This window comes from Pseudomonas multiresinivorans (genome assembly GCF_012971725.1).
In the GTDB taxonomy this organism is placed as follows: Bacteria; Pseudomonadota; Gammaproteobacteria; order Pseudomonadales; family Pseudomonadaceae; genus Pseudomonas; species Pseudomonas multiresinivorans.
Window position 1 is genome coordinate 1,038,063 of the sequence record NZ_CP048833.1, and the last position, 25,675, is coordinate 1,063,737.

Consider the following 25,675-nt stretch of genomic DNA (forward strand, 5'->3'; position numbering starts at 1 on the left):
TCGGAGAACCCGTGAGCGAGTCCGCCCTCCAATCCCTGTGGCTGTGCGAGGCCGTGCGCCTGCGCGAGGAACAGGTCGGTCCCCTGGAAGACAGCGAGGCCAATCGCCGCGCCATCGTTGGCGGTGGCGACCTCGCACAGCGCCTTCAGCACCGCGCGCTGCTGCTGGCCGAGCGCGATGGCCAGCGCGCCGCCTTGCGCACCTGGAGCCAGGGAGCGCGCCTGTCGATCTACCTGCTGCTGGCCCTGGCGCTGTTCACCGGCGGCGGCCTGGCCTTTGCCGCGCTGGGCGACGGTCAGCGCCCGGTCAACGTGTTCTGGGCTTTGGCCAGCCTGCTCGGCCTGCACTTGATTACCCTCATTGGCTGGACGCTGGCCTTCTTCGCCGGCGGCGAGGCGGCCGGCGCGCTCGGGCGCCTGTGGCTGTGGCTGAGCGGCAAGCTCGCCCGCGATGCCCATGCGGCGCAGCTGGCGCCCGCGCTGCTGGTGCTGCTGGACCGGCAGAAGCTGACCCGCTGGGCGCTTGGCCTGCTGGTCCACGGCCTGTGGTTCGTCGCGCTGAGCAGTGCGCTGGGCGTGCTGCTGGCGCTGCTGGCGACGCGGCGCTATGGCTTCGTCTGGGAGACCACCATTCTCGGCGGCGACACCTTCATTGCCCTGACCCACAGTCTCGGCGCGCTGCCGTCCCTGCTCGGCTTCCCGCAGCCGGATTCGGAGCTGGTACGCGCCAGCGGCGATGCCCTGGTGGCCAGCGAAAACGCGCGCCACGCCTGGGCGGGCTGGTTGGTGGGCATCCTGCTGATGTACGGCGTGCTGCTGCGCGGCGCGCTCTGGCTGCTCTGCCTGTGGCGCTGGAAGCGCGGGCGCGCGCAGCTGGCGCTGGATGTCTCGCTGCCCGGCTACGCCCTGCTGCGCGAACGCCTGATGCCGGCCAGCGAGCGCCTGGGCGTCAGCGATGCTGCGCCGGATGAGCTGGTCGAACCGCAGGCGCAGCTGCCTGCCGCCACCGCCGATGGCGCGCTGCTGGTCTCCATCGAACTGCTGGACCGACCCAACTGGCCGCCGAAGCTGCCGGACAGCATCGCCAACGCTGGCGACCTCGACGACGGCGCCCAGCGTCGCCGCCTGCTGGAGCAGCTCACACGCTACCCGCCAGCGCGTCTGGTGATCGCCTGTGACCCGCGCCGCTCGCCGGATCGAGGCACTTTGGCGTTGATCGCCGAACTCTCGCGCTGCGCCGCCGCCACTCGCGTCTGGCTGCTGCAGGCGCCGCCGGGCGAAGCGCTGGACGCCGAGCGCCTGGGCGACTGGCACGCCGGCATCGAGCGGCTGAATTTGCCTCACACCTCGGCATCCCCGCTGGGTTGGCTGGAGACCGGGCATGACTGATGCGCTGAAACTGGCCGTGGTCGGCCACACCAACGTCGGCAAGACCTCGCTGCTGCGGACCCTGACCCGTGATGTGGGCTTCGGCGAAGTCTCCCATCGCCCGAGTACCACGCGGCATGTGGAAGGCGCACGTCTGTCGGTCGATGGTGAGCCACTGCTGGAGCTGTACGACACGCCGGGCCTGGAGGACGCCATCGCCCTACGCGACTTCCTCGACGGCCTGGAGCGCCCCGGCGAGCGCCTGGACGGCCCAGAAAAACTGCGCCGTTTCCTCGACGGTAGCGAAGCCCGCGGGCGCTTCGAGCAGGAAGCCAAGGTGCTGCGCCAGTTGCTCGCCTCCGACGCCGGCCTCTACGTGATCGACGCCCGCGAGCCCGTACTGGCTAAGTACCGCGACGAACTGGCCGTGCTCGCCGCCTGCGCCCGGCCGCTGCTGCCGGTGCTCAATTTCGTCGCCAGCCCCCAGCACCGCGAAGAGCAGTGGCGCGAGGCGCTGTCCCGTCTCGGCCTGCATGCGCTGGTGCGCTTCGACAGCGTGGCGCCGCCGCTGGATGGCGAGCGCCGCCTCTACGAAAGCCTTGCTCTGTTGATGGAGCGTGCGCGCCTGCAGCTGGATCGACTGGTGGCCGATCACGAAGCCCAGGCTGTCGCCCGCCGCGAAGCCGGTGCGCGCTTGATTGCCGAACTGCTGGTGGATGTCGCCGCCTGCCGCCAACTGGTGCCGGCAGGCGATGCCGCCGTGCGCGCCGCCACCGAGACGCTGCGCAACCAAGTGCGCAAGCGCGAAGACACCTGCGTGAAGGCGCTGCTCAGCCTCTACGCCTTCCGCAAGGACGACGCTCGCGCGGCTGATCTGCCATTGATGGACGGCCGCTGGGGCGATGACCTGTTCAACCCGGAAACCCTGCGCCAACTGGGCATCCGCCTGGGCGGTGGCGTCGCGGCCGGCGCGGCGGCGGGAGCGGGGATCGATCTGCTGGTCGGCGGACTGACGCTCGGCGCGGCGACTGCGCTGGGCGCCATCGCCGGCGGCGCCTGGCAGACCGTCGGCCATTACGGTCAGCGCCTGCTGGGCAAGCTCAAGGGCAGCCGCGAGCTTTCCGTGGACGACAGTGTGCTGCGACTGCTGGCGCTGCGGCAGCGGCAACTGCTGGCGGCTTTGCAGACTCGCGGGCATGCGGCGGTGGAGGCAATCCACCTGCAATCGCCGGAGGACAAGCAATGGCGCGAAGGCAAGCTGCCCGAGGCCCTGCGCAAGGCGCGGGCGCATCCGGAGTGGTCGGGGCTCAATGGCAAGCGGCGCTCGGAGAAGACCGAGCGGCAGGAGGCGGTGGCGCAGTTGGCGGCCCAATTGCTGGAGCCGTGACTTCGGAGCGATGGCGGTTCGCGAGCAAGCTCGCTCCTACGAAAAGCGGATGCACCCTGTAGGAGCGAGCTTGCTCGCGAACGCTCTCAGACAAGCGAAACCATCTCTACCCTGGGTTGCCCGTCGACGATCTCCAGAATCGCCAGCGCAATCGGCAACTTGAACCGCCGCGGCCCCGCGCTCCCCGGATTCAGATAGAGAACCCCATTGCGCACCTCGTTCAGCGGCTTGTGCGAATGCCCCGCCAGCACCACGTCGATACCTTCGGCTACTGGATCGATGGCCAGTTGCTTGAGGTCATGGATCAGGTAGAGCCGCAGTCCACCCAACTCCAGCAGCAGCGTTTCCGGCAGCGCGGCGGCCCAGTCGTCGGTGTCGTTGTTGCCGCGCACCACGTCCAGCGGGGCGAGCTCGCGGAGTTGATCGAGCAGCGAAGCGGGGCCGATATCGCCCAGGTGCAGGATGCGCTCGCAGCCGCGCAGCGCCGCCAGCGCTTCGGGGCGCAGCAGGCCGTGGGTGTCGGCGATGACGCCGATGCGCAGGGAAGTGGTCATGCCAGGGAGCATAAACGACGACGCCACCCGAAGGTGGCGTCGTGGCGGATCAGCCGTTGTGCGAGGCCTTGGCGGCGTCGGACTCGGGCAGGAACCAGTTCAGCAGCAGCGCGCAGATGCCGCCGGTGGCGACGCCGGATTCCAGCACGTTGCGGATCGCGTGGGGCATGTGCGCGAGGAACTCCGGCACCTGGGAAATGCCCAGGCCCAGCGCCAGGCTGACGGCGATGATCAGCAGCGCGCGGCGGTCCAGATGGGTGCCGGCAAGGATGTTGATACCCGAAGCGGCGACCGCGCCGAACATCACCATCACTGCGCCGCCGAGCACCGGCTCCGGCACGGCCTGGATCACCCCGGCGACGCTGGGGAACAGGCCCAGCACGATGAGCATCGCGGCGATCCACAGGCCGACGTGGCGGCTGGCGACGCCGGTCAGCTGGATCACGCCGTTGTTCTGTGCAAACACCGAGCTGGGGAAGGTGTTGAACAGGCCGGCCAGCAGCGAGTTGGCGCCGTTCACCAGCACGCCGCCCTTGATGCGCTGCATCCACAGCGGGCCTTCCACCGGCTGCTTGGATATCTTGCTGGTGGCGGTGACGTCGCCGATGGCTTCCAGCGAGGTGACCAGGTAGATCACCAGCATCGGGATGAACAGGCTCCAGGAGAAGCCCAGGCCGAAGTGCAGCGGCACCGGCACCTGGAACGCCGGCGCCTCGTGCATGCCGGTGAAGTCCAGGCGGCCCAGGTAGCCGGCCAGCGCGTAGCCCACCGCGAGGGCGATGACGATGGCGCCGCTGCGCATCCACACCACCGGGATGCGGTTGAGGATGACGATGATCGCCAGCACCAGGCCCGACAGCATCAGGTTCTCGCCGTTGGCAAAGGTGCCGTTGGCCATGGCGGAGAAGCCGCCGCCCATGCTGATCAGGCCGACCTTGATCAGGGTGAGGCCGATCATCAGCACCACGATGCCGGTGACCAGCGGGGTGATCAGGCGCTTCACGAACGGAAGGATGCGCGATACGCCCATCTCGACGAAGGAGCCAGCCATGACCACACCGAAGATCGCCGCCATCACTGCTTCCACCGGCGTGCCGCTCTTCACCATCAGCGCGCCGCCGGCGATCAGCGGGCCGACGAAGTTGAAGCTGGTGCCCTGGACGATCAGCAGCCCCGCGCCGAACGGCCCGAAGCGCTTGCACTGGACGAAGGTGGCGATGCCGGAGATCACCAGCGACATCGACACGATCAGGTTGGTGTCGCGCGGCGACACGCCCAGTGCCTGGCAGATCAGCAGGCCGGGGGTGACGATCGGCACGATGATCGCCAGCAGGTGCTGCAGTGCCGCGAGCAGGGCAATGGGCAGGGCGGGGCGGTCTTCCAGGCCGTAGACCAGATCGGGCTGATCCTTGGCGGCGGACGGGTTCTCGAGGGAGCTCATGGGCGGCGGTCCGGGAAAAAAGAGCGCGATTTTACTGGCCCGGAGCGGGATCGCACAGTGCCATGAGGCAAGGAGGGATAAACGGGGAAGTTCGGATTCCTACGCCAAGGCCGGGCAGGGGTACCGCCCTGGCTTTCGACGCAAGAAAAAGTGCCGAATTTTCAACAGGGTGCGCGGACGCGTCTGAATGATCGTGCCCGGTTGCGTGACTTCACTGGAGTACATCCGGAGCCATTCAGGGCCTCGGCGTAATCCAGAAGGATATGAAGATGCGCAAACAACAGGGTTTCACTCTGATCGAGCTGATGATCGTGGTGGCGATCATCGGGATTCTGGCTTCGGTGTCCTTGCCCCTTTACTCGGACTATTCGTCGCGCACCAGAGCTGCGGCGGCAGTGAGCGAGTTGGCTGCGGTGAAAACTGCTGTGGGAATGTGTGTATCAGAGGCGGAAAAGTCGGAGTGCAAGGCGGGCGAGTTCGGTATCCCAGCGGAACTCTCTACTGAGAACATCACGAAGTATGCAGTTTCGAATGGTGCTATCGAAGTGACGACCAGTGCTACTGACTCCGACGGGAAGTCGCTGGAAATGACTATGACAGCCAGTAAGTCAGCGGGGGCAACCCACATCGTTTGGGAAACCAAGGGGTCGATCTGCAGTGCCGATCGTGGAATCAAGCCCGGCACCGGCGGGTGCGCCAAGTCTGCAAAGGAAGGTTGATTCCAACTTTTGTTGCGCAAAAAAAGCCCGGCATTCGCCGGGCTTTTTCATTCCGCTACCAGACTCAACCGTCCAGCAGCGCCTTGTCGCGCACCGCGCCCTTGTCGGCGCTGGTGGCCAGCAGGGCGTAGGCCTTCAGCGCGGTGCTCACCTTGCGTGCGCGGGGTTGAGCCGGCTTCCAGCCCTTCTTGTCCTGCTCGGCGCGGCGGGTGGCCAGCTCTTCATCGCTCACCAGCAGGTTGATGCTGCGATTGGGGATGTCGATCAGTACCTTGTCGCCGTCCTGCACCAGGCCGATGGCGCCGCCTGCGGCAGCTTCCGGCGAGGCGTGGCCGATGGACAGGCCGGAGGTGCCGCCGGAGAAGCGACCGTCGGTGAGCAGGGCGCAGTCCTTGCCCAGGCCCTTGGACTTCAGGTAGCTGGTCGGGTACAGCATTTCCTGCATGCCCGGGCCACCTTTCGGGCCTTCGTAGCGGATGATCACGATGTCGCCGGGCTTCACTTCGTCGGCGAGGATGCCCTTCACGGCGCCGTCCTGGCTTTCGAAGATCTTCGCGCGGCCTTCGAACACGTGGATGGATTCGTCGACGCCGGCGGTCTTCACCACGCAGCCGTCGAGGGCGATGTTGCCGTACAGCACGGCCAGGCCGCCCTCCTGGGAGTAGGCGTGCTCGACGCTGCGGATGCAGCCTTCGGCGCGGTCATCGTCCAGGGTGTCCCAGCGGGTGCTCTGGCTGAACGCCACCTGGGTCGGGATGCCGGCGGGGCCGGCCTTGAAGAAGGTGTGGACCTTCTCGTCGCGGGTCTGGGTGATGTCCCACTGGGCGATGGCGTCGGCCATGCTCGGGCTGTGCACGGTCGGTACGTCGGTGTGCAGCAGGCCGCCACGGGCCAGTTCACCGAGGATGGAGAAGATACCGCCGGCGCGGTGCACGTCTTCCATGTGGTACTTCTGGATGTTCGGCGCGACTTTGCACAGCTGCGGCACCTTGCGCGACAGGCGATCGATGTCGCGCAGGTCGAAGGCGATCTCCGCCTCCTGGGCGGCGGCCAGCAGGTGCAGGATGGTGTTGGTCGAACCGCCCATGGCGATGTCCAGGGTCATGGCGTTCTCGAACGCCTTGAAGCTGGCGACATTACGCGGCAGCACGGACTCGTCGCCTTCGCCGTAGTAGCGCTGGCACAACTCGACGGCCAGGCGGCCGGCGCGCAGGAACAGCTGCTCGCGGTCGGCGTGGGTGGCCAGGGTCGAACCGTTGCCCGGCAGCGACAGGCCCAGGGCTTCGGTCAGGCAGTTCATCGAGTTGGCGGTGAACATGCCGGAGCAGGAGCCGCAGGTCGGGCAGGCGCTGCGCTCGTACTCGGCGACCTTCTCGTCGGAGCAGGAGTCGTCGGCGGCGACGACCATGGCGTCCACCAGGTCCAGGCCGTGGTTGGCCAGCTTGGTCTTGCCGGCTTCCATCGGGCCGCCGGAGACGAATACCACCGGGATGTTCAGGCGCAGGGCGGCCATCAGCATGCCGGGGGTGATCTTGTCGCAGTTGGAAATGCAGACGATGGCGTCGGCGCAGTGGGCGTTGACCATGTATTCCACGGAGTCGGCGATGATCTCGCGCGACGGCAGGGAATAGAGCATGCCGTCATGGCCCATGGCGATGCCGTCGTCCACGGCGATGGTGTTGAATTCCTTGGCCACGCCGCCGTGCTTTTCGATCTCGCGGGCGACCAGCTGGCCCAGGTCCTTCAGGTGCACGTGGCCGGGCACGAACTGGGTGAAGGAGTTGGCGATGGCGATGATCGGCTTCTTGAAGTCTTCGTCCTTCATCCCGGTGGCGCGCCAGAGGGCGCGGGCGCCGGCCATGTTGCGGCCGTGGGTGGAGGTTTTCGAACGGTAATCGGGCATGACAGGTTCCTGCGGCTCAGGTGCACGGTGGGAGTCGATCCGGGTCTTCTGTGCGGCGGCGTGCAGCGGATGGCGCTGGCCGGCGAGACCTTGAGCAGACTCTAAGTCGTATCGTGAGCGCGGTACGCACCGGATGCAAACAGCAGATGGCCTTGCATGGGCGAGGTCGGCGCGGGGCTTGGCGGGGTCACCGCCTGCTCGGCCGGGGCTCACAGGCCCGCCGGGGGATAAATGGCAGGAATGAGCCGGATTCTACGCCGGCCCTTGCCGCCAGGGAAAGGCTGGCGGTCGGCGCGGGCCATAGACTTTCGCCGCGCTGGCGTGGTCAGAATGGCCACTGACGCTTTTCGATCCCGTTCGTTGAAGGAGCAACCCCATGAGAATCATCCCCGTCGCCGTACTGGTCGCGCTCTTCGTTGGTAGCGTGCAGGCCTCGTCCGATGCGGCCTGGCAAGCGCAGGACAAGCAGCAGCGCGAGGCCTGCCTGGCGCTGAGCCATCTGCAGAACAAGAAGGTACTGGGCGCGCCGGTGCTGTTCGACGACAGCGTGGGCTACACGGCGCTGATGATTGGAGGCAAGTACCCACAGGCGCACATGAAGGGCAAGCAGGGGCGCGAGCTTTGCCTGTTCCAGCGCAGCACCGGCAAGGCGGTGATCAGCGAGGCGGATTCGCTGATGCCGGTGAAGTGAAGGGGGGAGGGACCTTATCTCGTAGGGCGCATAACGCCCCAAGCGCTATCCGTCGACTCGTGGATAGAGCCGGCGGATAAAGCGTTCCGCTTTATGCGCCCTACTTTACTGACATGATGCAGCGTTGCCGGTCGTAGGGCGCATAACGCCTCAAGCGTTATCCGCCGTCCGCCGTTGAAACGAAAAACGGGGCGCATCCCGAGAGGAGGCGCCCCGTTCTCGTGCTGTACCGTCTTAGCCGTTAGGCAGCAGGCGCACGGTCAGGCTCTTGATGTAACGGGTTTCCGGGATCGCCAGGTGGACCGGGTGGTCCGGGCCCTGGCCGCCGCGCTCGAGCAGCTGGATGTTGCGGTCCAGGTGGCGGGCGCTGCCCAGCAGGATGTTCTGCAGGTCGTCCTCGGGCAGGTGCATCGAGCAGGAGGCGCTGACCAGCACGCCGTCCTTGGACAGCAGGCGCATGGCCTGTTCGTTGAGGCGGCGGTAGGCGGCCTCGCCGTTCTTCAGGTCCTTCTTGCGCTTGATGAAGGCGGGCGGGTCGGCAACGATCACGTCGAAGCGTTCGTCGGCGGCCTTCAGCTCGCGCAGGGCGTCGAACACGTCGCCTTCCACGCAGGCGACTTTCTCGGCCAGGCCGTTGAGGGTGGCGTTGCGCTCCACGCCATCCAGGGCGAATCCGGAGGCGTCGACGCACATCACTTCGCTGGCGCCGAAGGCTGCGGCCTGGATGCCCCAGCCGCCGATGTAGCTGAACAGGTCGAGCACGCGCTTGCCCTGCACATAGGGCTGCAGGCGGGCGCGGTTCATGCGGTGGTCGTAGAACCAGCCAGTCTTCTGGCCGGCCAGTACCGGGGCTTCGAACTTCACGCCGTTCTCTTCCAGGGCGACCCATTCCGGGACTTCGCCGTAGGCGTTCTCGACGTAGCGCTCAAGGCCTTCGGCATCGCGGGCGCTGGAGTCGTTCTTCCACAGCACGGCGCTGGGCTTGAGCACCTGCAGCAGGGCGGCGAGTACGTCGTCGCGGTGCTTCTCCATGGTCGCCGAGGCGAGCTGGACTACCAGTACGTCGCCGAAACGGTCTACTACCAGGCCCGGCAGCAGGTCGGAGTCACCGTAGACGAGGCGGTAGAACGGCTTGTCGAACAGGCGTTCACGCAGGCTCAGCGCGACGTTCAGGCGGTGAACCAGCAGCGATTTGTCGAGAACGTGCTTGGTATCGCGGGAAATCAGGCGGGCGCAGATGAGGTTGTTCGGGCTCATCGCGACGATGCCCAGCGGCTTACCATTGGCCATTTCGAGGATGGCCTGTTCGCCGGCGCCGAAGCCGTTCAGCGGGGTGGCGGCGACGTCCACCTCGTTGCTGTAGACCCACAGGTGGCCGGCGCGCAGGCGGCGCTCGGCGTTGGCTTTCAGACGCAGGCTGGGCAGGGTCATGGGGAAGGCTCCGGCAAAAGAGCGGGATTATAGCGCAGCAGCGTGCGCCGCCGGAGCAGGGCGCACGCGCTTTTGATCGGATCAGGCGGCGAGGGTTTCGATCAGCTGCTTGTTGAAGGCGGGGATGTCGTCGGGCTTGCGGCTGCTGATCAGATGACCGTCCTTGACCACCTGGCGGTCGACCCAGTGGCCGCCGGCATTGTTGATGTCGTCCTTGAGCGAGTTCCAGCTGGTCAGGGTCTTGCCCTTCACCAGGCCGGCGGAGACCAGCAGCCAGGCGCCGTGGCAGATCACGGCGATGGGTTTGCCGGCCTCGCTGGCCTTCTGCACGATTTCCTGGGCCTTGGGCAGGTTGCGGATCTGGTCGGCGTTGATCACGCCGCCGGGGAGCAGCACCGCGTCATAGTCGTCGATGCGGGCGGTCTCGAAGGTGCCGTCGACCTTGAAATTGTCCGCCGGCTTGTCGTGGTTCCAGCCGCGTACCTTGTCCTTGCTGTCGGAGAGGATCCTCACCTTGGCGCCGGCCTCCTCGAGCGCCTCGCGCGGGCCGGTCAGTTCGACCTGTTCGAAACCATCGGTGACCAGGATGGCGACGGTCTTGCCTTTGAGTGTCTTGCTCATGGCGTGTCTCCCATTTCTTCCGCTTGGGTGTAAAGGTTCCGACACAGCAGCCGATGAAAGTTCAGTCTAAAACGGCAGTTCCAGAATGCGTTGCTCTGGGTAAACTGTGCGCCCCGTCAACTTTCCAGTCTGCGCCTTCATGTCCCAGGAACTCTCCGCCGAACAGATCCGTCAGGCCCTGCAGGGCATCAGCGTGCCGCCGCAGCCGCAGATCATGGTTGACCTGCAGATGGAGCAGTTCATGCCCAATCCGGACCTGAAGGCGATCGCCAAGCTGATCAGCCAGGACCCGGGGCTGTCCGGTGCGCTGCTGAAGCTGGTGAACTCGCCGTTCTTCGGCCTGGCCAATCGCATCACTTCGATCCAGCGGGCGGTGAACCTGCTGGGTAGCCGTTCGGTTATCAACCTGATCAACGCCCAGTCGATCAAGGGCGAAATGACCGACGACACCATCGTCACCCTCAATCGCTTCTGGGATACCGCGCAGGACGTGGCCATGAGCTGCCTGACCCTGGCCAAGCGCATTGGCTACGAGTCGGTGGACGAGGCGTACGCGCTGGGGTTGTTCCACAACTGCGGCATCCCGCTGATGCTCAAGCGGTTCCCCAATTACATGGCGGTGCTGGAAGAGGCCTACGCCAGCGCCAGCGATGAGCGTCGGGTGGTGGACACCGAGAACCGTGTGCTGAATACCAACCACGCGGTGGTCGGTTACTTCACGGCACGCTCGTGGCGCCTGCCGGAGCACGTCTGCGAGGCCATCGCCAACCACCACAACGCGCTGTCGATCTTCAGCGACGACAACTCCCGCGACACCCAGCTGAAGAACCTGCTGGCGATCCTCAAGATGGCCGAGCACATCTGTGGCTCCTACCGTGTGTTGGGGAACCAGACCGAGGACCACGAGTGGGAGAGCGTTCGCGCGCTGGTGCTGGATTACGTCGGGCTGACCGAGTACGACTTCGAGAACCTCAAGGGCAGCATTCTCGAGTTGGGCGTGGGGCAGGGGACGTACTGACCGGAGCCAGGTGTAGGAGCGAGCTTGCTCGCGAACGGGTTTTGCTGGTGACGACGGTGTTGTGCGGTTCGCGAGCAAGCTCGCTCCTACAGGCCTCGACCACACCGAGTGAGTCGTCAGGCACAAAAAAGCCGGGAATCTGCCCGGCTTTTTCGCTCAACGTCGGCGATCAGTCGATCATGTCGCTGAAGCGCTCATCCTTCTTGTAGGCGATGGTCTGGCTGAAGCCGGGAACCTGGATGCCCTGGTCGCTGATCTCGATGGCCTGTTCGTCGATCATGTCGTTGCCGAAGTTGTAGATGATGTCGAAGCGGCCCTGGGTCGCGGCTTCATCGTACTGGCGGGCGGCGGCGCGGGTGGCTTCGCGGCGCGCCTGGTAGTCGTTGAAGGCCGCATCGCCGTGACGTTTGCGCAGCATCTTCTCGGTGACGGCCGGGGACAGCAGCACGCCGGTGGCGTTGTTGCCGCCGAAGCCCTTGGAGTTGATGAAGCAGACTTCCAGGTCGTCGCGGCGCACATCGCTGTTGGACAGGGCGATGTGATCCTTGAAGACATCATCGGCGAATTTGTCCACGGTCTTGATGCCGGGGATGACGCCGTAGCGGAACGTGCCCAGGGCGGAGATCAGCTGGTCGGCGCTGGCGGTGGCCAGGGAGTGGCCGACGAAGGCTTTCACCGCGGTGACCGGCCAGCCTTCGATACCGAAGGCGGTGGCGACGCGGTCGAGAATTTCCGACTCGGTCACGCGGTTGGCCGGGGTGCTGGAGCCGTGGGCGTGGACGAAGCTGTGCTGGCGCACGCTTTTCTCGCCAACGATCTGCGCGGCGGCGGCCACGGCCTTGGCCATGGTCAGGTAGTTGCCCGGGCCGGGGGCGGAGATGGACTTCTTGAAGCCGTCGGCGTTGATGAACACGTCCGGCACCGAACCGTGGATCTCGGCGCCCAGCTCCAGGGCCAGGGCGTCGTCCATCAGCACCACGTACTGCGCGGACTCGGCCAGGGAGAAGCCGCAGTTGTCGCCGAACGGGCGGCTGGCGCGGCGGAAGTCGACGTCGTCGCGGCCCTCGATCAGGCGCAGGCCTTCCTCGGTGGCCAGCGCGCCCATGGCGGCGTAGCCCTCGATGATCTCGGAGGTGATCGGCGCCTCGGCGTTGCCGACGATGGCCACGCGGGCCTGGCCGGTGGTGATGACGTCGATGCCTTTCTGCAGGTTATAGAGGAAGGTCGCGCAGGCGCCGGTCACGCTGCCGGTCATACCGACGCTGCCCAGTACGTAGGCGTTGATGAAGTCGGTGGGCATGCTGTTGAAGCCCAGCGGCAGCTGCTTGGCCGAGACGCGATGGCCGCGCAGGCGCGATTGCAGCAGGCCGCCGAAGCCGTTTTCGTCCAGCTGGCTCATGATGCTGCTGGAGAACACGGCGATCTCGTCGGGCTGCACTGCGTTGCAGATGGCCTGCCAGTCGATGCCGGTGGAGCGCACCGCGTCGGTGGCGGCGACCACGGACATCTGCAGGCCGCGCGGGTGGAAACGTGAGTTGTACAGCTCGCCCGGCTCGAAGCCGGTGGGCAGCTGGCCGGCGGATTTCACCGGCAGCGCGCGGTAGCTGTCGACCTTGAATTCGCAGCTGTCGTGCAGGGTGACGCGGACTTCGCTGCCTTCGGTCTCTTCCACCGACCAGTTGGCCGGCAGCGGCTCGGGCAGTTGCTTGCGCAGGGTGGTGAAGGTCAGCGGGGCGCCGGCGGCATTGACGGTCAGGCTCTTGTGGCAATGCGCGGCGTCGACGTCGAGGTATTGCAGCTCGATGCGGCGGATCAGGGTGGACTGGCGAATCTGCTGCTCGAAACGTTGCTCGATGGCGGCCAGATCGAGGGCATGGCCGTCGGCATCCTGATACTGGCCGTCGACGACTTTCACCAGCTTCATCATCACCGCGAGGCCGGCGAGGGTTTCCTGGCGGGCGGCGGACTCCATGGATTCGAGGACGGTGCGGCGGAACCCATGGTGGAAGGAACTGCGGCCTGCCGCGTTATATCCACCAAAACCAACGATGACCGGTAGTCGAGACATCTCTCGGAAACTCCTTCAGCAAGTGCATCTTGTGCGACTGGGCGCCAGTTGCGCAGGGAGGCGCGGCCCGGTGGCACAAAGCCAGGCGGTGGCTTCTAGTGATTCGAATGCTTTAGCTGACGTGGATGATGACTGCCGAGTCACGCTTGCGCCAGGAATTGTCGGAAGTAGGCGACGAGTTTCCGGGCAGATCGCGCAGGGTACTTGAACGAAAACGGGAGCCATGCGGGCTCCCGTTTCGATGTTGCCTTTGCTGAGGACAGGGCTTAACGGTACTCGATGCCAGCCTTTTTGGTGCTGACGCGGGTGCCGGATTCGCCTTTGGTGATGGCGACGATGTTTTCCAGCGAGCCGATCACTGCATCCTTGCCAGTGGCGCGGGCAAACTCGATGGCCGCCATGACCTTCGGACCCATGGAGCCGGCGGCGAAGCCGAGGCGTTCCAGTTCGTCCGGGTGAGCCTGGGCGATGCCTTTCTGGGTCGGTTTGCCCCAGTCGATGTAGGCAGCGTCGACGTCGGTGGCGATGATCAGGATGTCAGCCGACAGTTCCTGGGCCAGCAGCGAGGAGCACAGGTCCTTGTCGATCACGGCTTCGACGCCGGAGAGTTTCTTGCCGGATTCGTCGTACATGGTCGGGATGCCGCCGCCGCCTGCACAGATGACGATGGTGCCTTTCTCCAGCAGCCACTTGACCGGGCGGATCTCGAAGATGCGCTTCGGACGGGGGCTGGCGACCACGCGTCGGAACTTGTCGCCGTCGGGGGCGATGCTCCAGCCTTTCTCTTTGGCCAGTGCTTCGGCTTCTTCCTTCGAATAGACCGGGCCGATCGGCTTGGTCGGGTTCTGGAAGGCCGGGTCCTTGGCGTCGACTTCGACCTGGGTGAGGATGGTGGCGAACGGTACCTCGAACGGCAGCAGGTTGCCCATTTCCTGTTCGATCATGTAGCCGATCATGCCTTCGGTTTCAGCGCCGAGGACGTCCAGCGGATAGGGTGCAACCTTGTCGTAGGCGGCGCCCTGCAGGGCCAGGAGGCCGACCTGCGGGCCGTTGCCGTGGGCGATCACCAACTCGTTGCCGGGAGCGACCTTGGAAATCTGTTCGGCGGCGATCCGAACGTTCAAGCGTTGATTGTCAGCAGTCATGGGCTCGCCACGACGCAGCAGGGCATTACCGCCCAATGCGACGACGATACGCATATTCAGTACCTCCGAAAGAGTGGAAACGCGCCCGGGGCCGGCGCTTGGGCGCGGCCCCGGGGCGGCCCGGCATTACATGTCGGCGAGGGTCGATACGAGGATTGCCTTGATGGTGTGCATGCGGTTTTCCGCTTGCTCGAAGGCAATGTTGTACGGGGATTCGAAGACGTCTTCTGTCACTTCGATGCCGTTCTTCAGGTTCGGGTACTTGGCGGCGATTTCCTTGCCGACCTTGGTCTCGCTGTTGTGGAAGGCGGGCAGGCAGTGCATGAATTTCACGCGCGGGTTGCCGGCAGCTTTCATCATGTCCATGTTGACCTGGTACGGCAGCAGCTCGTTAATGCGTTCGCCCCAGGCTTCCACCGGCTCACCCATGGAAACCCAGACGTCGGTGTGGATGAAGTCCACGCCTTTGACTGCCACTTTCGGGTCTTCGGTGATGGTGATTTTCGCACCGCTTTCTTCCGCGAATTTCTTGCAGGCGGCAACGTGCTCGTCGGTCGGCCACAGTTCTTTCGGAGCGGCGATACGCACGTCCATGCCGAGCTTGGCGCCGATCAGCAGCAGGGAGTTACCCATGTTGTTGCGGGCGTCGCCCAGGTAGGCGTAGCTGATGTCGTGCAGCGGCTTGTCGCTGTGCTCACGCATGGTCAGCACGTCGGCCAGCATCTGGGTCGGGTGGTACTCGTCGGTGAGGCCGTTGAACACCGGTACGCCGGCGTACTTGGCGAGTTCCTCGACGATTTCCTGCTTGAAGCCACGGTATTCGATGGCGTCGTACATGCGGCCCAGTACGCGGGCGGTGTCCTTCATCGACTCCTTGTGGCCGATCTGCGAGGAGTTCGGGTCGATGTAGGTGACGTTGGCGCCCTGGTCATAGGCGGCGACTTCGAAGGCGCAACGGGTGCGAGTCGAGGTCTTCTCGAAGATCAGCGCAATGTTGTTGCCTTTCAGGTGCTGTTGCTCGGTACCGGTGTACTTGGCGCGTTTCAGGTCGCGGGACAGGTCGAGCAGATAGCGCAACTCGCGAGTGCTGTGGTGCATCAGGCTGAGCAGGTTGCGGTTGTGCATATTGAAAGCCATGTTCGTTCTCCTTGTGGGATGGAAAGCTAGGCCTCGTCAGTACAGCTCGTGGCTGGCGGGGCAGGCGGCCCCGGCTAGGGCCGCCTTTTCAGATCGTTGCGCTCTGTTGGTTGTAGTCGCGTTTCTTAATAGTCGATCGGGTCGCGGATGATCGGGCAGGTCATGCAGTGACCGCCGCCACGGCCCCGGCCCAGTTCGCCGGCGCTGATGGTGATGACTTCCACACCGGCCTTGCGCAGCAGGGTGTTGGTGTAGGTGTTGCGGTCATAACCGACCACCACGCCCGGCTCCAGGCAGACCACGTTGTTGCCGTCGTCCCACTGTTCGCGCTCGGCGGCGAAGCTGTTGCCGCCGGTTTCGACGACGCGCAGTTTCTTCAGGCCAAGGGATTCGGCGACGACGGTCATGAAGTCCTTGTCTTCGCGCTGGACGTTGATGCCGTAGGGGCTCTTCTCGTCCGGACGCAGGGTGAAGGCAACGATCTCTTTCACCACTTCCGGGAAGACGGTGACCAGGTCGCGGTCGCAGAAGGTGAAGACGGTGTCCAGGTGCATCGCGGCGCGGGACTTGGGCAGGCCGGCAACAATGACTTTCTCCGCTGCGCCTTTGGCGAACAGTGCCTGGGCAACCTGGCCGATGGCCTGGCGGGAAGAACGCTCACCCATACCGATCAGGACGACACCGTTGCCGATGGGCATGACGTCGCCGCCTTCGAGGGTGGACATGCCGTGGTCCTTGTCCGGATCGCCGTACCAGACTTCGAATTCGGCGTTGGTGAATTCCGGGTGGAACTTGTAGATCGCGGTAGTCAGCAGGGTTTCCTGACGTCGCGCCGGCCAGTACATCGGGTTCAGGGTCACACCGCCGTAGATCCAGCAAGTGGTGTCACGGGTGAACTGGGTGTTGGGCAGCGGCGGCAGCAGGAAGCTGGAGTGGCCGAGGTAATCGCGGTACATCTTCAGCGCCTTGGCGCCTTCGCTTTCCGGGATGTCATCGGAGGCCACGCCGCCGATGAGGAATTCCGCCAGCTTGCGGGGCTCCAGGCTTTCGAGCCAGCCGCGCAGTTCCTGAGTCAGGCCGACGCCGACGCTGTCATTGGTGATCTTGCGATCGAGGATCCACTTGAGGGCCTCGGGGTTCTGGACGGTCTCTGTCAGCAGGTTGTGCATTTCGAGGACGTCGATGCCACGCTCGCGCATCTTGGTGACGAAGTCGAAGTGGTCGCGCTTCGCCTGGTTCACCCAGATAACGTCGTCGAACAGCAACTCGTCGCAGTTGCTCGGGGTCAGGCGTTGATGGGCGAGTCCGGGCGAGCAGACCATTACTTTGCGTAGTTTGCCAGCTTCAGAATGGACGCCAAGTTTGGTTTTTTCCGTGCTCATGAGATGTCTCCAGGAGTTACAGAGTGAGGAAGCCGTCGTAGAGGCCGTACGCCGCTATCAGGGCGCCGATGACAACGCCAGCGAAGATCAGCTTCTCGATATTGGTGAAGATGGGTTGGCCCACTTCACGTTTCGCTTTAGCGAAGAGGATTACCCCCGGCGCGTACAGCAGCGCCGACAGCAGCAGGTACTTCAGGCCACCGGCGTAGATCAGCCAGATGGCGTAGATGACCGAGATACCGGCGATGATCAGGTCCTTGGTGCGGTCTGCCGAGTCGGTCTCGTAGGTTTCACCCTTGACCGCCAGCAGCAGACCGTAGGCTGCGGACCAGAAGTACGGGATCAGGATCATCGAGGTGGCCAGCAGCAGCATCTTGGTGTACGGGTCCATGCCACCGTCGGAGCTGCCCGAGGTGAAGAACACGATGACCAGGAAGACCTGCACGCAGATGTTGGTCAGCCAGAGGGCGTTGGCCGGCACCTGGTTGGCGTTCTCCTTGCGGAGGAACTCCGGCATGGTGTGGTCCTTGGCGGCGGCGAACATGATCTCGGCGCACAGCAGTACCCAGGACAGCAGGGCACCCAGCAGGGAGATCAGCAGACCGACGCTGATCAGGACGGCACCCCAGTGACCGACCACGTGCTCGAGGACCAGCGCCATCGACGGGTTCTGCAGCTTGGCCAGTTCCGGCTGGGTCATCACGCCCATGGACAGCACGTTCACCAGTACCAGCAGCAGCAGGACGGTGATGAAGCCGATCACGGTGGCTTTACCGACGTCCGAACGTTTTTCCGCACGGGAGGAGAAGATGCTCGCGCCTTCGATGCCGATGAACACCCAGACGGTGACCAGCATCATGTTGCGCACCTGGTTCATCACGCTGCCCAGGTCCGGATTGCTCTTGCCCCAGATGTCGGCGGTAAAGATGTCCAGCTTGAAGGCGAACAGGCAGATCAGGATGAACAGGAACAGCGGGACGATCTTCGCCACCGTGGTGATGGTGTTGATGAACGCCGCTTCCTTGATCCCGCGCAGCACCAGGAAGTGCAGGGCCCACAAGAGGATCGACGCGCAGATGATCGCAGCGACGGTGTCGCCCTTGCCGAAGATCGGGAAGAAGTAGCCCAGGGTGCTGAACAGCAGGAGGAAGTAACCAACGTTGCCGAGCCAGGCGCTGATCCAGTAACCCCAGGCCGAGGAGAAGCCCATGTAGTCACCGAAACCGGCCTTGGCGTAGGCGTACACACCACCGTCGAGCTGCGGTTTGCGGTTGGCCAGCGTCTGGAAGACGAAAGCCAGGGTCAACATGCCGACCGCGGTGATGGCCCAGCCGATGAGGATGGCGCCGACGTCCGCACTGGCCGCCATGTTTTGCGGAAGGGAGAAAATGCCCCCGCCGATCATGGATCCTACGACCAGGGCTGTCAGCGCGCCGAGTCGTAGTTTTTGGCTGCTTTCTTGCGACATTTAAGAATCTCCCTATAGGAAGTTGGAGAGTGACGCTATTAGGCGCCTGTCACCGGGGGGCGCCCCTGATTCAGGTCAATAGCTTGCTATCCAATGTATCGGGCAGTACTTCCTGCTCTGCCCACCCCGGATAAACCATAGGAGAGGTTTTGCATTAGCGCCCGATTTAGAGGGGATTTCGTGAAGATTTGACCGCGGTTTCATGACCGCAGAATGGCAGCTGAATTTGCAGATCCGCGCAGGACGCGCGGTGGCGCTTGATTTTCAGGTACGAGCAGGTTCGGGACCGCTGTGTAGGAAAACCCTGAGCGATGATGCGGTAGGAGGGAATTGGCCGGGGCAGGATCACTGCACCCGGCGATGCGCCTGTCGAGTTGAAGGCGCGAGATGGCAAGAAGCCCGAAGGACACCACCGGGTTCGTGGCCCGGCGGGGCGGCGTGGCGAGCACGCCGCGAGATGTGATGCACAGAGGCAATCGCACCCATGTCGCAGAGCAAGGTGTGTGCCAGGACCAAAGACTACGTCAGAGCGCTCTGCAGCGCTGTTCGCCCTTGGTCGCAGAAGGTGCTATCGGCGGATTCTTGCTCAGGCTTCGGTGTCGTCGGCGGAAATTCCGCCACTGCCTGAGAAAAGCAGCCCGTGTTTGCGCAACTTGTCGTGCAGTGTCTTGCGGGGTATTCCCAGCGCCTCGGCAAGGCTGCGCAGGGAGTTGTGCGGGCGGCTTATTTCAGCGGCGATCAAGGAGCGCTCGAAGGATTCGACCTGTTCGTTCAACCCGCTGCCATGGATCGCCGACACGGACTGGTCGCGGCTCTCGTCCAGACCCAGATCCAGCCCGAGTGCAAAGCGCTCCGCCGCGTTCTGTAGTTCGCGGACATTGCCCGGCCAGCCATGGGCCAGTAGCTGCGCCCTCTGGGCCGAGTCCAGCGGCCTTGTGCTCAGGCCATGGCGTTCTGCAGCGCGCTCGGCGAAGTGTTGGAACAGCAGCAGGATGTCGTCGCCGCGCTCGCGCAGCGGTGGAATGCGCAGGCTGGCAACATTGAGGCGGTAATAGAGGTCGGCGCGAAAGCGGCCTTCGTCCGAGGCCAGGCGAAGGTCCTCTTTGGTTGCCGCGATGATGCGGATATCCAGCGGGATGAGCTGGTTGGAGCCCAGGCGTTCGACAGTACGCTCCTGCAAGAGGCGCAGCAGCTTGACCTGCACGTCCAGGCTCATGCTCTCGATCTCGTCGAGAAACAACGTGCCACCGTTGGCGAACTCGAATTTGCCGATGCGGCGTTTCTGCGCGCCGGTGAAGGCACCCTGCTCATGGCCGAACAGTTCGCTTTCCACTACCGATTCGGCCAGCGCGCCGGCGTTGATGGCGACAAAGGGACCATTGCGGCGATTCGACAGTTCATGGAGGGCACGCGCCACCACTTCCTTGCCCGAGCCGGTTTCGCCCAGCACCAGAACATCAGCCTGGATTGCCGCCAGTGAGGCGACCTGCTGTTGCAGGCGTTGCATCGGCGCGGAGTGGCCCACGAGGCGGCCTCGGACCTCCTTCTGCTCCGACAGCGCCAGGCGCAGGCTGCGGTTCTCCAGCACCAGACGGCGCACGTCCAACGCGCGGCGCACGCTGTCCAGCAGGGCATCGCTGGGGAAGGGTTTTTCCAGGAAGTCGTAGGCGCCCGAACGCATAGCCTTCACCGCGAGCGGCACGTCACCGTGGCCTGTCACCAGGATCACCGGCAGCTCGGAATCCTGCGCGTGCAGCTGTTCGAGCAATTGCAGGCCATCGATTCCCGGCATGCGGATATCGCTGACGATCACCCCCGGCCAGTCGCGTGCCTGCAGTGGATCGATCTGCCGCGCATCGCCCAGCGCCACTACCTTGAAGCCAGCGAGGTCGAGTGTCTGGCAGAGCGCCTGTCGCAAATGCGGATCGTCATCGACCAGCAAAACCTGGGTCGTGGGATCGAAAGGCTCGGCCGAACTCATGCGCGGGTTTCCTCTTGCGGCGTCAGGGTCACACCGGGAACGCCCGGCAACAGATGCAATTGTACGAGAGCGCCGCCCTCCGGGTGATTCCCAAGTTCCAGGCGGCCGCCGAGAGTGCGTAATAAGGTGTCGCAGATGGCCAGTCCCAGGCCGAGACCCTTTGCGCTGGTCTTGGTGGTGAAGAAAGGCTCCCGGGCATGCGCCAGGGCCTGTTCCGAAAAGCCGGGGCCGTTGTCGCGCAGCGAGACGATGACGCGCTCCGGCGTTTGCTCGGCGGTCAGCCAGATTCGCCGCGGCAGGCCTTTCTCCGCAAGGGCATCAAGGGCGTTGGAGATCAGGTTGGAAAGGATCTGTCGGAGCCGTGTTTCGCCCGCTTGTACCCAGATTGCCGCATCCGGCAGATCTCGCAACAACTCGACGTTCATCGCCTGGCGCCGCTGCGCGACCAGGGCCAGGGCATCGTTGATCGCCGGCTGCAACGCGACGTTCTCCGGAGCCCGGCGGGCGCCGCGGGCATAAGCCTTGAGGTGGCCGATGATGGAGGCCATGCGCCCGGTCAGTTCACCGATCTGCTCGAGGTTGCCACGAGCGTCGCTGTAGCGCTCGTGGTCGAGCAGTACGCGGGCGTTGTCGGCGTAGCTGCGGATCGCCGCCAGCGGCTGGTTGAGCTCATGGCTGATACTGGCGGACATGGTGCCCAGGGCGGTGAGCTTGCCGGCTTGCACCACTTCATCCTGGGCGTGCATCAGCTCGCGCTGGGCCTGCTCGCGGTTGCTGACTTCCTCCTGCAGTCGCGTGTTGGCACCCTCCAGCTCCTGGGTGCGCTCCTGCACGCGCAGTTCCAGTTCGTGCTTGGCCTGTGCCTCCAGAGCAATACGTTCGAGGTAATGGCGGCGGCTGATAGTCAACAGCGACAACAGCAGCAGAAGTGCGACCAGGGTGGCTGCGCCGATCAGAACAACGCTGCGTACCGGCGCGTCGACTTGAGTGCGGGGGGTATAGATACTGACGGTCCAGCCGGTCTCTGGCAGGTGGCGGCTCTGGCTGATCCAGCGTCGCTGATCGATTTTCAGCGGCAGCGGATGCAGCACGGGATAGGGAATGTTCTCGGCGATCTCGCGCTGCTTGGCCGGCGACAGTTCCTTTCCCGTGTGGAAGCGCCACGCGTTGCTGGAGGAGAGGATGACGACGCCGTTGGAGTCCATCACCAGCAACTGCTCCGGCGTGTTGCCCCAGAGCTGTTCCATGTGTTCGAGATCGACTTTCACCACCAGCACACCGAGCAGCTTTCCGCTGTCGCGCACGTCGCTGGCGAAATAGTAACCGCGTCGCTTGGACGTCGTGCCCAGACCGAAGAATCTACCCTGACGACCCTGGGTCGCTTCTTTGTAATAGGGGCGGAATGAAAAGTTTCGGCCGACGAAGCTGTCGGCCTGGTCCCAGTTGGAGGCGGCGTGGGTCATGCCGTCCGCCTGGATCAGGTAAATGACGTCGGCCCCGGTGCGCCCGCGGATGCGCTGTAGCTCCAGGTTGGCGGCGTTCTGTGCTGTCAGGCTTTCCGGCGATTGCAGCGCGGCACGCAGGGTCGGCAGTTCGCCGAGGATCGGCGGCAGGTCCTCGTAGCGGCGCAGGGTGCCCAGCAGGTTGGCGACGTAGAGGTCGAGGGTCTGCTGGTTCTGCTTGGCCAGTTGTTCGCTGTAGTAGCGTTCGGCGAAGTGGTGGAGTGGCCAGAGAAGTACTGCGAACAGGCATACCTGCAGTACTCGGGAGCGCCAAAGAGGGCGGTGATGGTTCAAGGGGACATCCACCAATTTCCAACTCGCTGTTGCCGCAGCAACGAATATGGCTCAACGGGGCTTGAGAGCGAATCAAGCATCCTCGGTGTTGTTGCAGATACCGGGTGCGGGCCCGGCAGTGGCTAAGCAGGAATCAGTCGAAGAGTTCCGCATCCTCGAGACGTGATCCTTCGCGGTCCTTGGCGGATAGCTCGGGTTCCGTGTCCAGGGGCCATTTGATGGACAGGGCAGGATCGTTCCAAGCGATGCAACGCTCGTGCTCCGGCGCCCAGAAGTCCGTTGTCTTGTATAGGAATTCGGCACTTTCGCTAAGTACGAGGAATCCGTGGGCAAAGCCTTCGGGAATCCACATCTGCAGCTTGTTCTCTTCGGAGAGTCGCTGCCCGACCCACTGACCGAATGTCGGTGAGCTACCACGCAGGTCCACGGCCACGTCGAAAACCTCCCCCTGTACCACGCGCACCAGCTTTCCCTGTGGCTGCTGAATCTGATAGTGCAGGCCGCGCAATACGCCTTTGGCCGACCGGGAGTGATTGTCCTGAACGAATGTGATTTGGCGGGAGATTACCTGCTCGAAGCTCCTTTGGTTGAAGCTTTCAAAGAAGAAACCACGGCTGTCGCCGAAGACCTGCGGCTCAATCACCAGGACATCAGGGATGGGCAGTGGAGTGGCTTTCATCAGTAGACCGTTTGAGTGAGAAGATGTTGGAGATACAGGCCGTATCCGCTCTTGGAAAGCGGAGCCGCCAGACGTTGCAATTCTTCCGAGCTTATCCAGCCCTGCCTGAAGGCAATCTCTTCCGGGCAGGCGACCTTTAGGCCCTGCCGGTTCTCGAGAGTTGCGATGAACTGGCTGGCTTCCAGCAACGACTCGTGAGTGCCGGTGTCCAGCCAGGCAAAGCCGCGCCCCATGATTTCCACCGACAGCTCTCCCTGCTCCAGGTAGCGTCGATTGATATCGGTAATCTCCAGTTCGCCACGCGCCGACGGCGTCAGACTTCTGGCGATTTCGATGACGCTCTGGTCGTAGAAATAGAGCCCGGTGACGGCGTAATGAGACTTGGGCAGGGCAGGCTTTTCTTCCAGGCTGATGGCTTTCCCGTGGAGGTCGAATTCGACGACGCCATAACGCTCCGGGTCATGCACATGGTAAGCGAACACGGTGGCGCCGCTGGTCTGCTGCACGGCGCTGGTCAGGCGTTCCTGAAGGTCATGGCCATGGTAGATATTGTCGCCCAGCACCAGGGCGCTGAGACTGTCGCCGAGGAACTGGGCGCCGATCAAAAATGCCTGAGCCAGGCCATCCGGCGAAGATTGGATCGCATACTGCAGTTCGAGTCCCCACTGATTTCCATTGCCTAGCAATTGCTGGAAGCGGGGGATGTCCTGAGGCGTGGAAATAATGAGAATTTCCCTGATACCCGCAAGCATCAGGGTGCTGAGCGGGTAATAGATCATCGGCTTGTCATACACCGGCAGCAGCTGCTTGGAAATTGACAGAGTGGCCGGATGTAGCCGGGTTCCTGCGCCACCGGCGAGGATGATGCCTTTACGCTTCATGCGAGTTTCTCTCCAGCAAGCTCGACCAGCATTCGTTTGACGTGAACCTCCCAGGCGGGCAGGATCAAACCAAAGGTTTCCTGCAGCTTTGCGGTGTCGAGTCGAGAGTTGTGCGGGCGAGGGGCAGGCAGCGGATAGTCCGCCGTTGCTATTGGTACCACGCGCTCAGGAAGGCTGCGTAGTGCCAATCCCAGATGTGTTGCCTGTTCGATTACGAACTGGGCATAGCCATGCCAACTGACTGCACCGGTGGCGACCAGATGGTAGACACCGGCGAGCGCTTGTGCGTCGGGGCGGCGCTGCAGTTGGGCGATCATCTGGGCGGTAATATCGGCAATCAATTCGGCGCTGGTCGGAGCGCCGGTCTGATCGGCGATCACACGTAACTCATCACGCTCGGCTGCCAGGCGAAGAATGGTCTTGGCGAAGTTGGCGCCTCGGGCCGCGTAAACCCAACTGGTACGCAAGATAAGATGTCGGCAGCCACTACGACTGATCGCCTGCTCTCCCTCCAGCTTCGTCCGGCCGTAAACGTTCAATGGATTGGGGCGCGCATCTTCGGTGAATGGCTGGTCGCCCCTGCCGTCGAACACATAGTCCGTCGAGTAATGCACGAGCCATGCTCCGCGTTCGGCGGCGAATCCTGCCAGCAACTCAACTGCTTCGGCGTTAATCCGGCGTGCTCGATCGAAGTCGAATTCCGCCTTGTCGACTGCGGTGTAGGCGGCCGCATTCACTATGATCTTGGGGCGTTCGGCCTCCAGCAGGGCGCGCAGCCCGGCCAGGTTCTCGAGGTCTCCCCGCTGGCGATCACAGGTAACCAGTATTCCGAGAGGAGCCAGCGCGCGCTGTAGCTCCCAGCCGACCTGGCCGTTTGCGCCAAGGAGAAGGATCTTGCTCATGAGTACTGCTTGTTCAACCATTCGCGATAGGCCCCACTGGCGACATTCTCGACCCAGGCCTGGTTGTCCAGATACCAGCGGACGGTCTTGACGATACCGGTTTCGAAGGTCTCCGCCGGCCTCCAGCCAAGCTCTCGTTCCAGTCGCGTGGCGTCGATTGCATAGCGACGGTCGTGGCCGGGGCGATCCTTGACGAAATTGATCTGCTCGCGATAGCTGAGCCCATCGCTGCGCGGTGAGAATCGATCGAGCGTGTCACAGATGTGCTGCACGACGCTCAGATTGGATTTTTCGTTCCATCCTCCGACATTGTAGGTTTCGCCTGGGGTGCCCGCGGCCAGCACGCAGCGAATGGCGCTGCAATGGTCTTTCACATACAACCAGTCGCGGATTTGCTGGCCATCACCATAAATCGGCAGGGGCTCACCTTTCAGAGCATTGCGAATGACCAGCGGGATAAGCTTCTCAGGGAAGTGATAGGGGCCATAGTTATTGGAGCAGTTCGTGGTCAGCACGGGCAGTCCATAGGTGTGATGGTAGGCGCGGACCAAGTGATCGGATGATGCCTTGGAAGCGGAGTACGGACTATTGGGCTGATAGGGATGGCTCTCGGTAAAGGCTGGCGCATTGGGGGCCAGCGAGCCATAAACTTCATCGGTGGAAACGTGCAGAAAGCGGAAGCCTGTCTTTTCAGCTTCGGTCATTTTTCCCCAGTAAGCCCGTACGGCTTCGAGCAGGTGGAAAGTACCGACGACATTGGTCTGGATAAAATCTTCCGGGCCGAGAATGGAGCGATCCACGTGCGATTCGGCAGCAAAATTCAACACCGCGCGAGGTTGGTAGTGCTCCAGCAAGCCGGCGACCAATTGAGTGTCGCCAATGTCTCCATGCACGAAAGTATGTAGCGGGTTGTCTTCGAGGTTGGCGAGATTGGCCCGATTGCCTGCGTAGGTCAGCTTGTCCAGGCTGACTACCGGCTCGTCCTGCGCGGCGAGCCATTCGAGTACGAAGTTGGCGCCGATGAAGCCGGCGCTGCCAGTTACCAGAATCGTCATGGGATCACAGCCTCAATTTGAGCGAAGCGGCAACCCTTCCTGGGCGCCG

The 25,675-nt window shown here is 63.7% G+C and carries 21 protein-coding genes; 5 read left to right on the plus strand and 16 right to left on the minus strand.

What is annotated here, in order from left to right:
- Positions 1-11 precede the first annotated feature (11 nt).
- Positions 12-1,388 (plus strand): DUF2868 domain-containing protein, encoded by a 1,377-nt coding sequence (locus G4G71_RS04785; RefSeq protein ID WP_169935736.1) that lies wholly within the window; start codon positions 12-14, stop codon positions 1,386-1,388.
- Entirely contained in the window at positions 1,381-2,754 is a 1,374-nt protein-coding gene (locus G4G71_RS04790) for a GTPase/DUF3482 domain-containing protein (protein ID WP_169935738.1), read from the plus strand. Before G4G71_RS04785 ends, G4G71_RS04790 begins: the two co-directional genes overlap by 8 nt.
- Before the next feature lie 86 nt (positions 2,755-2,840).
- On the opposite strand, the gene G4G71_RS04795 is transcribed toward G4G71_RS04790, so the two are convergent.
- On the minus strand, positions 2,841-3,308 hold the full coding sequence (locus G4G71_RS04795; RefSeq protein WP_169935740.1) for a metallophosphoesterase family protein: 468 nt from the start codon (positions 3,306-3,308) through the stop codon (positions 2,841-2,843).
- A gap of 49 nt (positions 3,309-3,357) precedes the next feature.
- A complete protein-coding gene (locus G4G71_RS04800; protein WP_169935742.1) occupies positions 3,358-4,749 on the minus strand; it encodes a nucleobase:cation symporter-2 family protein in 1,392 nt (463 codons plus the stop codon).
- A gap of 269 nt (positions 4,750-5,018) precedes the next feature.
- Between G4G71_RS04800 and G4G71_RS30025 the strand changes: the two genes are divergently transcribed.
- The gene (locus G4G71_RS30025) at positions 5,019-5,468 is read left to right on the plus strand and encodes a pilin (protein ID WP_169935744.1); all 450 of its coding nucleotides are present in this window, start codon (positions 5,019-5,021) and stop codon (positions 5,466-5,468) included.
- Between the two features lie 64 nt (positions 5,469-5,532).
- Here G4G71_RS30025 and ilvD read toward each other — a convergent pair whose 3' ends face one another.
- Complete coding sequence (gene ilvD / locus G4G71_RS04810) at positions 5,533-7,371, minus strand: dihydroxy-acid dehydratase (protein WP_169935746.1); 1,839 nt, start codon at positions 7,369-7,371, stop codon at positions 5,533-5,535.
- 376 nt (positions 7,372-7,747) lie between these two features.
- On the opposite strand from ilvD, the gene G4G71_RS04815 reads away from it, so the two are divergent.
- The gene (locus G4G71_RS04815; RefSeq protein ID WP_169935748.1) at positions 7,748-8,062 is read left to right on the plus strand and encodes a hypothetical protein; all 315 of its coding nucleotides are present in this window, start codon (positions 7,748-7,750) and stop codon (positions 8,060-8,062) included.
- A gap of 234 nt (positions 8,063-8,296) precedes the next feature.
- On the opposite strand, the gene G4G71_RS04820 is transcribed toward G4G71_RS04815, so the two are convergent.
- Both G4G71_RS04820 and G4G71_RS04825 read right to left on the minus strand, forming a co-directional pair.
- Entirely contained in the window at positions 8,297-9,493 is a 1,197-nt protein-coding gene (locus G4G71_RS04820; RefSeq protein ID WP_169935750.1) for a class I SAM-dependent rRNA methyltransferase, read from the minus strand.
- 81 nt (positions 9,494-9,574) lie between these two features.
- Positions 9,575-10,114, minus strand: a complete 540-nt coding sequence (locus G4G71_RS04825; protein WP_169935751.1) for a type 1 glutamine amidotransferase domain-containing protein — start codon at positions 10,112-10,114, stop codon at positions 9,575-9,577.
- Between the two features lie 193 nt (positions 10,115-10,307).
- Here G4G71_RS04825 and G4G71_RS04830 point away from each other — a divergent pair, with 193 nt between their 5' ends.
- Positions 10,308-11,132, plus strand: coding sequence for an HDOD domain-containing protein (locus G4G71_RS04830; protein WP_139092894.1), 825 nt, complete (start codon positions 10,308-10,310; stop codon positions 11,130-11,132).
- 169 nt (positions 11,133-11,301) lie between these two features.
- On the opposite strand, the gene G4G71_RS04835 is transcribed toward G4G71_RS04830, so the two are convergent.
- The 11 genes from G4G71_RS04835 to rfbB all read right to left on the minus strand — a co-directional run bounded on the left by G4G71_RS04835 (position 11,302) and on the right by rfbB (position 25,626).
- On the minus strand, positions 11,302-13,200 hold the full coding sequence (locus G4G71_RS04835) for a beta-ketoacyl synthase (RefSeq protein ID WP_169935754.1): 1,899 nt from the start codon (positions 13,198-13,200) through the stop codon (positions 11,302-11,304).
- 266 nt (positions 13,201-13,466) lie between these two features.
- Positions 13,467-14,399, minus strand: a complete 933-nt coding sequence (gene arcC, locus G4G71_RS04840) for a carbamate kinase (protein WP_054908066.1) — start codon at positions 14,397-14,399, stop codon at positions 13,467-13,469.
- 72 nt (positions 14,400-14,471) lie between these two features.
- On the minus strand, positions 14,472-15,482 hold the full coding sequence (locus G4G71_RS04845) for an ornithine carbamoyltransferase (protein WP_169935756.1): 1,011 nt from the start codon (positions 15,480-15,482) through the stop codon (positions 14,472-14,474).
- Between the two features lie 125 nt (positions 15,483-15,607).
- Positions 15,608-16,864 (minus strand): arginine deiminase, encoded by a 1,257-nt coding sequence (gene arcA, locus G4G71_RS04850; RefSeq protein ID WP_045215707.1) that lies wholly within the window; start codon positions 16,862-16,864, stop codon positions 15,608-15,610.
- A 16-nt stretch (positions 16,865-16,880) separates the two neighbouring features.
- A complete protein-coding gene (gene arcD / locus G4G71_RS04855; protein WP_169935758.1) occupies positions 16,881-18,332 on the minus strand; it encodes an arginine-ornithine antiporter in 1,452 nt (483 codons plus the stop codon).
- A gap of 586 nt (positions 18,333-18,918) precedes the next feature.
- Positions 18,919-20,313, minus strand: a complete 1,395-nt coding sequence (locus G4G71_RS04860; protein WP_169935760.1) for a sigma-54-dependent transcriptional regulator — start codon at positions 20,311-20,313, stop codon at positions 18,919-18,921.
- Positions 20,310-22,124: a sensor histidine kinase gene (locus tag G4G71_RS04865; protein ID WP_169935762.1), complete on the minus strand. Its 1,815-nt coding sequence runs from the start codon at positions 22,122-22,124 to the stop codon at positions 20,310-20,312. Before G4G71_RS04865 ends, G4G71_RS04860 begins: the two co-directional genes overlap by 4 nt.
- A gap of 118 nt (positions 22,125-22,242) precedes the next feature.
- Positions 22,243-22,788, minus strand: coding sequence for a dTDP-4-dehydrorhamnose 3,5-epimerase (rfbC, locus tag G4G71_RS04870; protein WP_169935764.1), 546 nt, complete (start codon positions 22,786-22,788; stop codon positions 22,243-22,245).
- A complete protein-coding gene (gene rfbA / locus G4G71_RS04875; protein WP_169935766.1) occupies positions 22,788-23,669 on the minus strand; it encodes a glucose-1-phosphate thymidylyltransferase RfbA in 882 nt (293 codons plus the stop codon). The genes rfbC and rfbA overlap by 1 nt, the downstream gene beginning before the upstream one ends.
- Entirely contained in the window at positions 23,666-24,571 is a 906-nt protein-coding gene (rfbD, locus tag G4G71_RS04880; RefSeq protein ID WP_169935768.1) for a dTDP-4-dehydrorhamnose reductase, read from the minus strand. The genes rfbA and rfbD overlap by 4 nt, the downstream gene beginning before the upstream one ends.
- The gene (gene rfbB, locus G4G71_RS04885; RefSeq protein WP_169935770.1) at positions 24,568-25,626 is read right to left on the minus strand and encodes a dTDP-glucose 4,6-dehydratase; all 1,059 of its coding nucleotides are present in this window, start codon (positions 25,624-25,626) and stop codon (positions 24,568-24,570) included. The genes rfbD and rfbB overlap by 4 nt, the downstream gene beginning before the upstream one ends.
- Positions 25,627-25,675 lie beyond the last annotated feature (49 nt).

Bases quoted from the DNA above. Each gene is read 5' to 3' on its own strand.
- G4G71_RS04790 (WP_169935738.1), top strand. From the start codon at position 1,381: ATGACTGATGCGCTGAAACTGGCCGTGGTCGGCCACACCAACGTCGGC.
- G4G71_RS04795 (WP_169935740.1), bottom strand. From the start codon at position 3,308: ATGACCACTTCCCTGCGCATCGGCGTCATCGCCGACACCCACGGCCTG.
- G4G71_RS04800 (WP_169935742.1), bottom strand. From the start codon at position 4,749: ATGAGCTCCCTCGAGAACCCGTCCGCCGCCAAGGATCAGCCCGATCTG.
- G4G71_RS30025 (WP_169935744.1), top strand. From the start codon at position 5,019: ATGCGCAAACAACAGGGTTTCACTCTGATCGAGCTGATGATCGTGGTG.
- ilvD (WP_169935746.1), bottom strand. From the start codon at position 7,371: ATGCCCGATTACCGTTCGAAAACCTCCACCCACGGCCGCAACATGGCC.
- G4G71_RS04815 (WP_169935748.1), top strand. From the start codon at position 7,748: ATGAGAATCATCCCCGTCGCCGTACTGGTCGCGCTCTTCGTTGGTAGC.
- G4G71_RS04820 (WP_169935750.1), bottom strand. From the start codon at position 9,493: ATGACCCTGCCCAGCCTGCGTCTGAAAGCCAACGCCGAGCGCCGCCTG.
- G4G71_RS04825 (WP_169935751.1), bottom strand. From the start codon at position 10,114: ATGAGCAAGACACTCAAAGGCAAGACCGTCGCCATCCTGGTCACCGAT.
- G4G71_RS04835 (WP_169935754.1), bottom strand. From the start codon at position 13,200: ATGTCTCGACTACCGGTCATCGTTGGTTTTGGTGGATATAACGCGGCA.
- arcC (WP_054908066.1), bottom strand. From the start codon at position 14,399: ATGCGTATCGTCGTCGCATTGGGCGGTAATGCCCTGCTGCGTCGTGGC.
- G4G71_RS04845 (WP_169935756.1), bottom strand. From the start codon at position 15,482: ATGGCTTTCAATATGCACAACCGCAACCTGCTCAGCCTGATGCACCAC.
- arcA (WP_045215707.1), bottom strand. From the start codon at position 16,864: ATGAGCACGGAAAAAACCAAACTTGGCGTCCATTCTGAAGCTGGCAAA.
- arcD (WP_169935758.1), bottom strand. From the start codon at position 18,332: ATGTCGCAAGAAAGCAGCCAAAAACTACGACTCGGCGCGCTGACAGCC.
- G4G71_RS04860 (WP_169935760.1), bottom strand. From the start codon at position 20,313: ATGAGTTCGGCCGAGCCTTTCGATCCCACGACCCAGGTTTTGCTGGTC.
- rfbC (WP_169935764.1), bottom strand. From the start codon at position 22,788: ATGAAAGCCACTCCACTGCCCATCCCTGATGTCCTGGTGATTGAGCCG.
- rfbA (WP_169935766.1), bottom strand. From the start codon at position 23,669: ATGAAGCGTAAAGGCATCATCCTCGCCGGTGGCGCAGGAACCCGGCTA.
- rfbD (WP_169935768.1), bottom strand. From the start codon at position 24,571: ATGAGCAAGATCCTTCTCCTTGGCGCAAACGGCCAGGTCGGCTGGGAG.
- rfbB (WP_169935770.1), bottom strand. From the start codon at position 25,626: ATGACGATTCTGGTAACTGGCAGCGCCGGCTTCATCGGCGCCAACTTC.